Annotated in this window: 12 protein-coding genes; all 12 read right to left on the bottom strand. The window is 45.7% G+C overall.

Annotated elements, in window-relative coordinates:
* Positions 1-59: 59 nt before the first annotated feature.
* Positions 60-1,451: a Gfo/Idh/MocA family protein gene (locus tag GO493_RS04020; protein ID WP_157304808.1), complete on the bottom strand. Its 1,392-nt coding sequence runs from the start codon at positions 1,449-1,451 to the stop codon at positions 60-62.
* Between the two features lie 163 nt (positions 1,452-1,614).
* Positions 1,615-3,282 carry a S41 family peptidase gene (locus GO493_RS04015; RefSeq protein WP_157304807.1) on the bottom strand — a complete coding sequence of 556 codons (1,668 nt, stop codon included), beginning with the start codon at positions 3,280-3,282 and terminating at the stop codon, positions 1,615-1,617.
* A 71-nt stretch (positions 3,283-3,353) separates the two neighbouring features.
* Entirely contained in the window at positions 3,354-3,572 is a 219-nt protein-coding gene (gene yidD, locus GO493_RS04010; RefSeq protein WP_157304806.1) for a membrane protein insertion efficiency factor YidD, read from the bottom strand.
* Between the two features lie 100 nt (positions 3,573-3,672).
* Entirely contained in the window at positions 3,673-4,077 is a 405-nt protein-coding gene (locus tag GO493_RS04005; protein ID WP_317165404.1) for a ribonuclease P protein component, read from the bottom strand.
* 104 nt (positions 4,078-4,181) lie between these two features.
* Positions 4,182-4,337 carry a 50S ribosomal protein L34 gene (gene rpmH, locus GO493_RS04000; protein WP_012788729.1) on the bottom strand — a complete coding sequence of 52 codons (156 nt, stop codon included), beginning with the start codon at positions 4,335-4,337 and terminating at the stop codon, positions 4,182-4,184.
* A gap of 170 nt (positions 4,338-4,507) precedes the next feature.
* Positions 4,508-5,017 (bottom strand): OmpH family outer membrane protein, encoded by a 510-nt coding sequence (locus tag GO493_RS03995; protein ID WP_157304805.1) that lies wholly within the window; start codon positions 5,015-5,017, stop codon positions 4,508-4,510.
* A 64-nt stretch (positions 5,018-5,081) separates the two neighbouring features.
* Positions 5,082-5,609, bottom strand: a complete 528-nt coding sequence (locus GO493_RS03990; RefSeq protein ID WP_157304804.1) for an OmpH family outer membrane protein — start codon at positions 5,607-5,609, stop codon at positions 5,082-5,084.
* Between the two features lie 83 nt (positions 5,610-5,692).
* On the bottom strand, positions 5,693-8,437 hold the full coding sequence (locus GO493_RS03985) for a BamA/OMP85 family outer membrane protein (RefSeq protein WP_157304803.1): 2,745 nt from the start codon (positions 8,435-8,437) through the stop codon (positions 5,693-5,695).
* Entirely contained in the window at positions 8,418-9,179 is a 762-nt protein-coding gene (locus GO493_RS03980) for an isoprenyl transferase (protein WP_157304802.1), read from the bottom strand. The genes GO493_RS03985 and GO493_RS03980 overlap by 20 nt, the downstream gene beginning before the upstream one ends.
* A 228-nt stretch (positions 9,180-9,407) precedes the next feature.
* Entirely contained in the window at positions 9,408-10,274 is an 867-nt protein-coding gene (gene porG / locus GO493_RS03975) for a type IX secretion system protein PorG (RefSeq protein ID WP_157304801.1), read from the bottom strand.
* A gap of 175 nt (positions 10,275-10,449) precedes the next feature.
* Positions 10,450-11,337 carry an NAD kinase gene (locus tag GO493_RS03970; protein WP_157304800.1) on the bottom strand — a complete coding sequence of 296 codons (888 nt, stop codon included), beginning with the start codon at positions 11,335-11,337 and terminating at the stop codon, positions 10,450-10,452.
* 40 nt (positions 11,338-11,377) lie between these two features.
* Positions 11,378-12,805, bottom strand: coding sequence for a BamA/TamA family outer membrane protein (locus tag GO493_RS03965; RefSeq protein WP_157304799.1), 1,428 nt, complete (start codon positions 12,803-12,805; stop codon positions 11,378-11,380).
* Positions 12,806-12,835 lie beyond the last annotated feature (30 nt).

The following is a 12,835-nucleotide window of genomic DNA, read 5'->3' as shown; positions in this document are numbered from 1 at the left end:
CATATTGTATAAAGAAAAAGCCCGGTCAGTGACCGGGCTTTTTCTTTATAAGAATACTATTATTTGTTGATCACTTTCAGGTTCTTTGGGTCCCACTGAACGATCTTGTTGCTAAAATAGCTGTCGTTACAAAGGAGTGCCGGTGCAGCTGCACGATAGCCGAACAGGGCATCTTCACTTACCTTTCCGCCTGTACGCATTGCCTTGAACAGGTTGTAGAAATGGTCGAAATGCGCGCCTTTATATCCCTCTTCTGCTACATATTCCAGCTTATCGGGAGGCAGCATTTCTTTACGGTCATACACATATTGTTTTCCGTTGTCCACATCTTTCTTGCCCTGCAGCAAAGGATCGTCTGTGGCAGCATAGGTCTTGTTACGGAAGAGCGTTACTTTATCCCACTCCACCGTCATAGAGCCCTCACTTCCTACCATGCGCAGGTAGTTGGTACCACCTGTACCATCTACAAAGTTGACACGCAATGAGAGGTTAAATGCAGGATGTATCTCTGTTTCCGGGTAATCGAACATGCCCAGCATTATATCAGGCACTTCCCTTCCGTCTTTCCAGTAACGCAGACCACCTGTAGCCATCACTTTTTCAGGCCCTATAGATCCTGTTACAAAGTGCAGGCTGGAGAAGAGGTGAACGAACAGATCGCCTGACACGCCGGTGCCATAGTCCCTGTAATTACGCCAGCGGAAGAACCTTAACGGATCAAAATCCCTTTTGGGGGCATGCGCCAGGTAAGCATCCCAATCCACTGTTTTTACAGAAGCATCGGCAGGAATAGGATACTGCCATGCACCGAAAGGCGACATACGCGCCCAGAAACCTTCTGCATAATTGAGTTTACCGATAGCGCCTTCCTTAAGCAACTGCTTAGCTTTTTCATTGCCAAGAGAGCTCATTCCCTGGCTGCCTACCTGGTATACTACTTTACCGCTGTTCTTCTGCTGGGCTTCCACTACTGCAGGCCCTTCTGTGATGTCATGAACCATCGGCTTTTCACAGTAAACGGATTTGCCTTTGTTCATAGCCTCCACAGAGATCTCTTTATGCCAGAAATCAGGCGTAGCGATGATCACTGCATCAATATCTTTCCTGTCAAGTATCTGCCGGTAATCCCGTGTAGTGAAGATATCATTGCCCCATTTCTTCCTTGCATCTGCCAGCCGCCCGTCATACAGATCACAGGCTGCTACCAGCTTTGCGCCAGGTACGGTAATAGCGGTGTTGGCATCTGCAGTACCCATACCACCTGCACCTATCAGTGCAATCTGTATCTGATCATTAGCGCTGTACTTTTCGTTTGTACGCGATAGTGAACGAAGGTTTCTCTGCCTGTCAGCTGCGGTAATAATAGTTGGGAACAGTGAAGCGCCCACTACTCCTTTAGCCACTTTGGAGATAAACCCCCGGCGTGAATTGTTATTAGAATTTTCCGGCATACTTGTCTTTATTTATGTTTACAATAACGTGAGTTCTGTGAAGGACTTTAATTTATAATTAAAATGCGGGAAATCATAATGCCATACTCAAAAAAAACGCTTTTGCCTGAGGCAAAAGCGTTTTTTTTGAGTATAAACAGATCCGGCCTGCACCGGCAGAATACTATCGCAAGAATTCCTGATAGCGTTCCGGCTTGTGTAATACAGCAATGGCCTCGTTCACCTCATTATCATTAATAAGTGATTGTGCTATCCTTCCTTTCTGCATATAGTAGCGGTTCACTATCTCTTCTTCCAGCAGTCTTTTGATCTCTGCCTTATTCTTCAGCAGGTCCTGTTTCTTATCATGTTTCAGTTTCTGCTGCAGCGCCTCAAATTCCTTTGCTACTGCGTCATAATATTTCTCCCGGCGGGCGGTAGATTGGAAGCCTTCCAACGCTTCTTCCGTGCGGGTTTTATAATTATAATTCCTGCCATCGAGATAGCGCAGGAAATCAGAGAAATCATCTTCACTTAAAGAGAAAGTACCTGCGGGAGCTATGTTCTTATGTGCATAATAGTACTGTGTGGCATAATCGAAGATATACTGTTTCCGCAGCAAGGTAACGGCTACCTGGCTAAGTATAGTAGGGTCTATATTATCATCAGGCTCTATTCCGCCACCGTCTCTTACTTTACGGCCTGCGGCAGTAGTGAATGAGCGGCGTAATGAATCAGGTACGGATTCCACTTCTCCGTCGTCATTCCTGTGGGAATAATCTATTGCCTGGATACAGCGGCCGCTGGGTGTATAATATTTGGCGGTAGTTACTTTCAGTTTTGCATTATAGGGCAACGGACGGGTAGTCTGCACCAATCCTTTACCGAATGAGCGCTGTCCGATAATTACTCCCCTGTCAAGGTCCTGGATGGCTCCTGCCACTATTTCGGCTGCAGATGCGGAAGACCTGTTGGTTAGCACCACCAGTGGTACATGTGCGTCTACTGCCGGTTCTTCGGTCTTGTATTCACGGTCCCAGCTTTTTACCTTGCCTTTGGTGCTGACAATCACTTTGTTCTTATCAACAAAGATATTGGCCACAACAACGGCTTCGTCCAGCAGTCCGCCGGGATTTCCTCTCAGATCAAGGATCACCCCTTTCATGGCCGGGTATTTCTTTTTCAGTTCTTCATAAGCGCTCTGTACCAGTTCCCCGCTGTTTTCGGTGAACTGTGTCATCCGGATATAACCGATATCATTACCGGCAATACCGGAGAAGCTTACGGAACGCACGTTTATTTCTTCCCTGATGATCTTTTTGGCGGTCTCCACCCCTGATACAGGATTTTTCACTACCAGGTCAAGCGATGATCCCGGGGCGCCTTTCAGCAACCGGCTGATATCATCCTGGTCCATGCCTTTGGCATTTTTCCCGTCCAGTGATACGATGATATCTCCTGGCTTTATGCCTGCTTTATCTATGGGACTGCCTTCATAAACGTCTGCAATTACAGTACGCTCGCTGTCTGTGTTAACAGATACGCCAACGCCGCCATATTTGCCGGTAGCCATGAATTTCAGTTCGTCAAGGTTCTCTTCGGGTATAAAGTCTGTGTAGGGATCTGTTTCCTCCAGCATGGCATCTATGCCTTTATGCATGAGTTTTTCGGGGGGAAGATCATCTACATAATAGGTATTCAGTTCCCGGTAAAAAGCGGCAAAAATGTCAAGGTTCTTGGCTATCTCAAAGTATTTGTCCTTTTCGGTATAGGCCATGATGCTCATGCCTCCTGCCAGCAGCAGTACCAGGACAATCACCATCCTTCTCTTTCTTTGAAAAAATGCACGCATAGGTGAGTGTTAGTTGAGGTGTGAAATTTACATAATCTATTACATATAAATTGTTAAAACCCAGTCTGAGATCAGGGTACCGGGTCATGTCCATGACCGCCCCAGGGATGACAGGAAAGTATTCTCCTGATAGTCAGGTAACCACCTTTCAGCAGCCCGTATTTCTGCAGGGCTTCCACGCCGTATTGGGAACAGGTGGGTGTATACCTGCATTTACTGCCTAACAGGGGGGATATGCCCCATTGGTATATCCTGATGAGCCATATGAACGGATAACTGAGTATTTTCATGATTGCTGTTTGCCGCAAAAATCGCTTTCGCCTTCGGTAAAAGTGATTTTTGCGGGGGCGTTTTCTTCTGCGCTGCGCGCGGCTGAAAAGATGGAACAGCTTAAAGCGATTGATCACCTTTTGCTATCTCATTCTCTAACCTCTTTAAAATTACCGAAATTTTGCTGTGCAGGGTAGTATAAGGGGCTATTTTCTTATCGGTATAGATAAAGAATACTGCCAGCTGCAGAGAGCGCTGCTGCAGGACGTCATAAAACGTCTGCTTCTGCAGGCGCCAGCATTCGCGGGTAAGACGTTTTACGCGGTTACGGTCTACCGCATGTGGGAATTTCCGTGTAGAGACGCTAAAACCTGCCTGTACAGGATATTTGTTCACAGGCGGGTTGACCGGCATATAGATTACGCGGTAGGGAAAAACAGAAAACGCTTTTCCTTCCCGAAAAAGCGTTTCAATGAGTTTTCTGCTTTTTAACCTTTCTTCTCTGGTAAAAGAATAAGTTTTTATGGCAAGTCTGATTTATCAACCCAATGCTATACAATTCCAACCTATCAAGATCCGGCCTCAAAGCCTGCATAGCATAGCTATGCCGCAGTTATATAAGACTGGTCTTATTTAAGCTTGCGCTCGTCAGAAACTGTTAATTTCTTACGTCCTTTAGCTCTGCGGGAAGCTAATACTTTACGGCCGTTTGCAGTTTCCATTCTCTTTCTAAAACCATGAACGCTCTTTCTGCGTCTGTTATGCGGTTGAAAAGTACGTTTCATTTTAATATTTTGTTTTTACCTGTACTATACTAAACACTATCCCGTTTTGCGGAATCCTGTTTTTAAAACGGAAGGCAAAGGTAGGGAAAAATATCAAATAGTAAAGTGTTTTTGAAAAAAAATACCCCGGCGGTATAGCCGGGGCGCTTAAATACTTTTCCAGTCAGGGATTATTTAATACCCAGTTTGGTTTTTACGGCAGGAGCCAGATCATCGCTGGCCGGAGATACCAGTAAAACACCTACTGAGCTGTCAATAACGTAAGCATAGCCTTTCTCTTTCGCTACATCTTCAATTGCCTTACGGGCTTTATCGTAGATAGGCTTCAGGATTTCCTGGCGTTTAGCTTCGATCTTCTGCTGAGCAGACTCCTGGTAGTCCTGGATGTTTTTCTGAGCAGTCTGGATCTCTTTACCTTTGATCTCCTTCAGGTTATCAGTCATTGTAGCCGCTTTCTCATCAAATTCCTTCAGTTTCTTCTGGTATTCATCAATCAGTCCTTTACCATCTTTATCCAGTTCCTCTGCATACTGCTGCAGCGACTTCTGCGCTGTCTGTGCCTCAGGCATAGCCTCTATCAGGGCTTGTGCGTTAATATGACCAACTTTGGACTGAGCCATTGCATTTACGCTGAACAATCCTGAAACTGTCACAAAAGCAATAATTACATACTTCTTCATGATGTTGTCTGTGTTTAAAAAAATTTAGATACTAAAACTTAAGGTTATAAAATGGTTTAAAAGATTACTCTCCGGTATTTGCTTTCTTTACTCCCAATGATTTCAATATATCATCGCTCCTGTCAAGTTTAGGATCAGAGAAGATGACGGTCATTGCCCCTGACTTGTCCAGCACGAAATCATACATACGCGCGGCGGCCATTTTCTGGATAGCATTATAGATCTTATCCTGTATAGGCTTTACCAGTTCTTCCCTCTTCTTAAACAGATCTCCTTCATACCCAAAGCGTTTCTTTTGCAGGTCTTTCGCCTCTTTCTCTTTCGATACGATCTCATCTTCACGCTTATGCTTCAGTTCTTCCGTCAGCATCACCTGTTCTGCCTGGTAGGATTTATACATTTTATCTACTTCCAGGAACTTAGCGTCAATTTCCTTCTGCCATTGCTCGGCTATTGCGTCCAGTTTCCCCTGAGCCTCCTTATAATCAGGAATATTGTCCAGGATATACTTCGTATCTATTACACAGTATCGTTGCGCTACGGCCGTAAATCCCATACAGAACAGAACGGCAATGAGGGATATTTTTTTCATAATGTTCCTTTTTTTTCAAATTACCTGCCAATTTGAATATTTCATTCGAATTCGCAATATATAATTTAAAATTTATACTAACATCATTCAGGCTCAAAGCCCAGCATGAAGGTAAATTTAGCCGCATCTTTCAGGCCATTTCCTGACTGAAGACGGTCAAAACCAATACCATAGTCAAATCCAAGCAGACCAAACATAGGCAGGTAGAAACGCATACCCAGACCGGCAGAACGGCGTAACCTGAACGGATTATAATCTTTTACGTCCCGGTAACCGTTAGCTGCTTCTATGAATGCCAGACCAAAGATGGTAGAGCTTGGGCTGAGGCTGAACGGATAGCGTAATTCCATCACGTATTTGTTGAACACTGTAAAACCTTCATAACCGGAAGGCTGACCTGTTTCAGCATTCATCCTCGGATCGGAGGTATAATAAACCGGGTAACCTCTCTGGGAGATGATATCACGATCATAGATCGCAAAGTTACTCAGACCATCGCCACCCAGCTCAAAACGGCCAAACGGAGACAGTGTGGTACGGTTGTCATAACGGCCTATGTAACCGAATTTAGCAGCCACTTTCATCACAAAGGTCTTATTGTCAGAGCCATGTGGCTTAGACAATGGTACATACCATTCTGCGTTGAAGCGGTATTTCTGGAACTCGATAAAATTAAACTGGTCACTGATCGGCTCCAGCTTATAATCCCTGTTGGGATTAAATACGGAGTACGGCGGAGTGAACTGTCCGGACAACACAAAGTTGGAACCATTCCTTGGGAAGATCTGCTGGTCAACAGATGAACGGGCCAGGGTCAGTTTCAGGTTGATGTTGTTGGAAGTACCGGAAGAGAAACCAGGTATGTTGAAATAGTTATAGTTCTTCAGTTTATACTGCTGATAGTTCAGGGAGTAGATCAGGGTGAAATAGTCATCCGGCCATTTCAGCTGTTTACCCAGCGATACGGAAGCACCCAGTACCTTAAAGTAAGCATTGTTGGAAAGTGTGCTACCATATATATATGATGAGTAAGCGTTCGGGTTCTGGTAGCTGCTATAGAAGCTTACAGAGAACTGGTTACGCTTTTTACCGCCCAGCCAGGGTTCTGTGAAGGAGAAGTTATAGGAACGGTATGCCTTACCATTGGAAGACACACGTACGGATAATTTCTGGCCATCACCACTTGGTAAGGGGTCCCATGTTTCTTTTCTGAAAATGTTGCGCAGGGAGAAGTTGTTGAACGTTACACCCAGTGTACCGGTCAGGCCTATATAACCACCCCAGCCTGCAGAAAGTTCCAGCTGGTCGTTCGCTTTTTCCTCAACGGTGTAGTTAATATCTACAGTACCGTCCTGGATATTCGGAACGGGGTCCATACCTATCTTCTCAGGGTTGAAGAAACCAAGGTTCGCAATTTCACGGTTGGAACGGATCAGGTCTGTACGGGAGAATTTCTCACCGGGCAGTGTACGCAGCTCACGACGTATCACGTGTTCGTTGGTCTTTTCGTTACCAGCTATACGTACTTCCTTGATGGTAGCCTGCGGACCTTCAGAGATACGGATCTCATAATCTATCGTATCTCCGTGTATCCCGATCTCTACGGGGTCAGCGTGGAAGAACAGGTAACCGAAGTCCATGTACATACCGCCAATATCACCACCTTCGGAAGATAACAGGCGTTTCTGCATCAGTTCCTGGTTGTAGGTATCACCTTTTTTGATACCCAGTACGCGGGTCAGGACAGAATCGCTATAGCGGGAGTTACCTTTCCAGGTAATATCCCCGAAATAATATTTCCTTCCTTCGCTTATCTGCATACTTACGTTTACGCCTCCGTTACGGGATTTGTATGTAGTATCCCTTACCAGTACCGCGTCACGGTAACCCTGTGTATTATAGTAGGATATTACTTTTTCTTTGTCTTCCATGTACTTCCCTTCGTTGAACTTGGCTGAAGAGAAGAGTTTAAAACGGAAGTAGGGGTCCAGTTCTTCCAGGGTGCGGGAAGGATACAGGAAACCAAAGGTTTTCCAGTAATTATCATGCACTTCTGCAGAATCTGTATATACCGGTTCAGAATCAGGATAGATGGTGATACGGGTACGTTCCTTTGTACCTTTCATTTTCTTCTTGACCCTTGAATCGCTGATATTGTCGTTGCCAACAATATAGATATCGTTCACCTTTACCTTTCCACCTTTCTGGATGGTGAATACTACGTCAGATGCGTTCACCTGGGAGGTATCGGCTCTTTCAGTCACGGTTACGGTAGCGTTCCTGTAGCCTTTATCTGCGTAGTATTTGGTGATGATGCTGATAGCGTTCTGTTTCAGGCTTTCAGTCACCACGGTACCTTTACGCAGGGCGGCTTTCTTTACCAGTTCTTCTGTTTCAGACTTTTTAACGCCTCTGAAAATGAAGTTATTGAGGCGGGGGCGTTCCTGCAGGTCAATTTCCAGCCAGATCTTCCCATCCTGTATTTTAGTTACATAAATAGCAACATTCGCGAACAAACGCTGTCCCCAGAGGCTTTGAATAGCTTTTGCGAACTGGTCGCCACCGGGGTATACTACCTTGTCGCCTACGTTCAGGCCTGACAGGGAAATAAGCAGTGCTTTATCCAGGTATTGCGTACCGGCCACTGTGATATCAGCAATTTCATATGGCTGCGGTTGTGCATTTCCCATTGGTAAGCTCAATCCTACGGGTTGCTGGTCAGGAGTTGGTGCAGGGGGTATGGTATCCGCGGCTTGAGCGGACACACGAATGCCGGCACTGCAACATAAAACTATGGCCAGTAGGCTCTTAGGAAATAATTTCTTCATTCTGCTGTATTTGTTCGCTTGTTTTGCCAAAGCGCCGTTCTCGGTTCTGAAAGTTTAAGATGGCTTCGTAAAGGTGTTCTTTGCGGAAATCCGGCCAGCGGGTATCTGTAAAGTAAAGTTCCGCGTAAGCCAGCTGGTATAGGAGGAAGTTACTGATCCTGCATTCTCCGCTTGTCCTGATCATCAGTTCCGGATCAGGCAGTGTGGCTGTGCACAGATATTGCTGCCACTTTTCCGGGGTTACTTCTTCAGGGGCCAGTTTACCGTCTTTTACATCCCGGGCTATATTCTTTGCTGCATTTACGATCTCCCAGCGTGCACTATAGCTAAGCGCCATTACCAGGTTCAGACCTGTGTTCCCGCTTGTAAGGGCCATGGCCTCCTCCATTTCCTTCTGACATTGCTCCGGCAGCATGTTCATGTCCCCTATCACATGCAGGCGGATATTATTTTTGGAAAGGGTACTTACTTCGTTACGGATAGTATTTACGAGCAATTCCATAATACCGTTCACTTCATAAACGGGGCGGTCCCAGTTTTCAGTAGAAAAGGCATATAAGGTTAAATACCCGATACCCAGTTCTGCGCAGGCCTCTGTAATATTACGGACGCTTTCAACACCTTCATGGTGCCCAAAAAGCCGGTCCTGGCCACGCTCCTTCGCCCAACGGCCATTCCCGTCCATAATGATGGCAATGTGTCGTGGCAAGCGTTGTAAGTCCAATTTGTCCTTCAAACTCATGAGTATCTCCGGCGGATTATATATAGATGCAGATTTTGTAAAGTTTGCAAAGATACAAAAATAGATATATGCCTTTCCCGGCAAAGGGCGATAGGGGGTTTTAACGTAGTTTTAACAGCCAAATCCTTTACTGTTGGCTGTTTTCCGCAAAAAAGAAGTGTTAGAAAGTTTCTGAAATAGACCAATTGCCAATAATAAACTGCCAATAGGCATGTTATGGCTACCGAATCAGAATTTACATCTATAAGAGGTGAATAAAATACTGATAGTCAGTTCAACGGTAACAAACTGATCTTTATCCCGGCTGTTTCCCCTTTGTCTTCCGGCTACGCCTATCCTGTCGCCGGTGGCATAGGAACGGTCCTGCAGAAGGTAAGCTGCTGACGGGTTTCCTTCAGCATCAGGAGGGAAAACCGCTGTTCCGGCGTAAGTAGTGCTCACATCATCCAGGTAATCGGTTTGTGCAAAACGGTATAATGCCTCCAGTCCCACATTCACTTTCCTGCTTAGATTGTATTTGAAACCTCCGCCCAGGGTAAAGGCAAAGGCCATCAGGCTGTATGGCTTACGGTCAGGGTACATGGCACTGCCCTGCCCCTCTGTACGCAAAGGCTGCAGGTTGTACTTCACTCCGTTCAGGTAAGCATAGGGATTGAAATAAAAGAGAGAGCCACCACCTGTAAAATAAGGGGTGAAACGGTAATACCTGGAACCCGGCTCAAAACGGAAGAAGTTAAAGTCTCCCTGCAGGCCCAGTTCAAAAACATTGGTATTAAAACTCAGGTTCCGGCGATGCTGGAATTCGTTCGTGTTGTAAGTATCAGAATACCCCAGCTGCAGATACCGGAAATGCGCCCTTACCCCTACATAGTCATTCATGTACTTCCGGTAATAGATACCTACTGCCGGTTTTGGAGCATTGAGCGCCCCCCGGGTGTTCAGATCCCCGAAATAGTGTGCCGCACCAACGGAAACACCCAGTTCACCTGTATAGGACAGCTCATTCTGAGCAAAAGCAGGCGTCAGGAACAGGGATATCACTGCTATGATGCCGGACGTTATGAAACGCTTGGAGTAAAAGAAAGGTATGCTCATAGATCGAACGCTTCTGCTTAAACCGATAATTCCTTTTAAACGCGGTATTTCCTGCTTTTGGTATTAAAAAGGAATCAAATGTAATAATTTTTTCTAATATACTCTATAAAATAGAGTAATGTCTCAGCTGCGCCAGGTTATGAATCGATACCGGGATATCCGGATCCGGAGGTAGTTACTTTAATGCATTCCTTGCATCTATTCCCCACAGTAACTTATTCCGCAAGGTATGTAGAAAATTACTATCGTCAAGACGTACAAGACTGATACTGAACTCTTCTTTCTTAATAGCCAGTTGCACTGTACTATCTATAGTTTCCATACGGGAGTCCAGGGTACATAGAAACTGATCGCTCCTTCCTTCCACTTCAAAAGAAAGAACATGGTTGTCTGGTATAATAACGGGCCGGACGTTCAGATTATGCGGAGCTACCGGTGTAATTACAAAACTTCCTGCTTCAGGAAACACTACCGGGCCTCCACAGCTCAGTGAGTATCCCGTGGATCCTGTAGGGGTAGATACGATCAGGCCATCTGCCCAGTAGGTGTTAAGGAATTCCCCGTTCAGGTACGTATGGATCTTTACCATGGCGGAAGTATCCTTCTTGTGAATGGTAAAGTCATTCAGCGCGTAAGGCACTTCCCCGAAAAGCCCTACGTTGGAATCCAGGTGCAGCAGGGACCTTTTATCTGCTACGTAAGTCCGCTGTTTCAGTGCCTGCACGGCAGCATTGATAGCATCCTTACCGATACTGGCCAGGAATCCCAGCCGGCCAAAGTTAATGCCCAGCACCGGGATGTTCTTATCCCGTACATAACATACGGTATCCAGTAAAGTTCCGTCTCCGCCCAGGCTTACAAGGATATCCGCCTTTCCGTACAGGTCTTCTGCACAGGAAAAAGTGACCAGCGGCTTGCTGAACCTTATATATGGTTGCAGTGATTCGCTAAAAGGTGCATAAATGATCGCATTGATTTCTGCCCTTTCCAGTTCATCGAGCAGTAACTGGATAATAGGCAGGTCTTCTTTAACAAATCCACGGCTGTAAATAGCAATTTGCATAATCTGTGCTTGATAGTGCCGCAATTGAGGCTGCGGCTCATTACATATCCAGTTTAGTGTGTAAAAATAACCCTTTTTGACCTAACTGATTTATACTGTACTCAATCCGCAGACAGGAATCAAAATAAGTAACGATATCCACTCCAATACCACCTGTATAAAGGAACCTGTTATTCAGCATACCGTAACCATAGCGCTTGCTATAGGCATACCCGCCGTCTCCGTAAACCTTTGCCAGCAGGCGGATAGGTATAGTGCTTACTCTTTCAGGCAGTAAAGGCATATGTATGTTAAACTCATATACCTGTTTCCTTAAAGTGGACTTGGCAATAAAAAAGCTTGTTCCGTCCACAACATAATATTCCAGGCCCCGCAGGTAATCTTCCTGGTAACCGATAGCCTTCTGATTGGCATACGGCTGATTGGCCGGCGTCTTTACCTGCGCTCTCAATCCAAGTGCAGCGTAAGTTTTAGGGTACAGCGTCCAGTACTGGGCTATCCTTAATTTGAAACGCACATGATCGAAATCAGAAAGCGGGCCTATTCCCATTTTCTCTGCCTCTGCCTGGAACAACATTCCCTTCAGCGGATACATCCAGCTGTCTGTATTGGTATAGCTCATCCGGTACAACAGGTTCAGGTAGCTGACCCTCTGACGGCCATCGCCCAGGTAATCCGGGTTATGATGACTTACAGAATCATTCACCTTTTCATAATTATAGGTCAGAAACACCTGATGCCGTGTATTGATGGCCTTGCGGTAACTGTAACTCAGCCCGGCAGTCCACGTCTGACGGATGAATTGGTCCTGGCGGAAAAAGACCTGTTTATTGTTAAAAGTACTATCGTTCAATTCACGATTACGGCTATAGGCAAAGATCAGACCTACGCCATGCCGGAAAGTTCTGTCTATGTAAGGCAGATCATAAAACAAGGCTACGCGTTGAGTATATCCTATCTGTAATTCTGCTTTTACCTCGTCATTCCGCCCTGTCATATTATTCTGGATAAACCGTACCCCCAGGTTCACACGGTCCAGGCTGCGGCCCTGCTCTACCCACCACTGGTTAAAGTTACGGTCTGCCAGCCTGAAAATGGGAATGGGAAAGATATACCAGCGTTCCCAGACCTCTATTACCAGGTCTGCATGCCTGCCTTCCCAGTTCTTGATATTCATGCCTACTGTCAGGAACAGTGAGGTATTGAGCAGCCTGCGGCGCCGGTTTTCCAGCTGTGCAGCAATGCCGTGCAGCTGCAATGTATCTCCCGGAGCCATACCTAATTCACGCAGTATCACATTGGTGCGTGTCTTTTTATTGCCTTTGACCACAATATTCCTCACTATAATAAAAGCACTGTCTGCGGGTCTGGAAGTAGTATCTGACGGCAACTGGCGCCCTTCGCAGGGCATTACCCCTACAAACAGACATACCACGTATGCTATGAAAAAATATTTTCTGACTCCCATTTTTTAGTTGTCCCTGACAGATGCTTCCGG

Source organism: Chitinophaga tropicalis (assembly GCF_009758205.1).
Taxonomy (GTDB): Bacteria; Bacteroidota; Bacteroidia; order Chitinophagales; family Chitinophagaceae; genus Chitinophaga; species Chitinophaga tropicalis.
Note: the sequence above shows the minus strand (reverse complement) of the source record. Positions and strands in the feature narration are given on the sequence as shown.

Bases quoted from the DNA above. Each gene is read 5' to 3' on its own strand.
- GO493_RS03995 (WP_157304805.1), bottom strand. From the start codon at position 5,017: ATGAAGAAGTATGTAATTATTGCTTTTGTGACAGTTTCAGGATTGTTC.
- GO493_RS03985 (WP_157304803.1), bottom strand. From the start codon at position 8,437: ATGAAGAAATTATTTCCTAAGAGCCTACTGGCCATAGTTTTATGTTGC.
- GO493_RS03980 (WP_157304802.1), bottom strand. From the start codon at position 9,179: ATGAGTTTGAAGGACAAATTGGACTTACAACGCTTGCCACGACACATT.
- GO493_RS03990 (WP_157304804.1), bottom strand. From the start codon at position 5,609: ATGAAAAAAATATCCCTCATTGCCGTTCTGTTCTGTATGGGATTTACG.
- GO493_RS03965 (WP_157304799.1), bottom strand. From the start codon at position 12,805: ATGGGAGTCAGAAAATATTTTTTCATAGCATACGTGGTATGTCTGTTT.
- GO493_RS04015 (WP_157304807.1), bottom strand. From the start codon at position 3,282: ATGCGTGCATTTTTTCAAAGAAAGAGAAGGATGGTGATTGTCCTGGTA.
- yidD (WP_157304806.1), bottom strand. From the start codon at position 3,572: ATGAAAATACTCAGTTATCCGTTCATATGGCTCATCAGGATATACCAA.
- porG (WP_157304801.1), bottom strand. From the start codon at position 10,274: ATGAGCATACCTTTCTTTTACTCCAAGCGTTTCATAACGTCCGGCATC.
- GO493_RS03970 (WP_157304800.1), bottom strand. From the start codon at position 11,337: ATGCAAATTGCTATTTACAGCCGTGGATTTGTTAAAGAAGACCTGCCT.
- GO493_RS04020 (WP_157304808.1), bottom strand. From the start codon at position 1,451: ATGCCGGAAAATTCTAATAACAATTCACGCCGGGGGTTTATCTCCAAA.
- rpmH (WP_012788729.1), bottom strand. From the start codon at position 4,337: ATGAAACGTACTTTTCAACCGCATAACAGACGCAGAAAGAGCGTTCAT.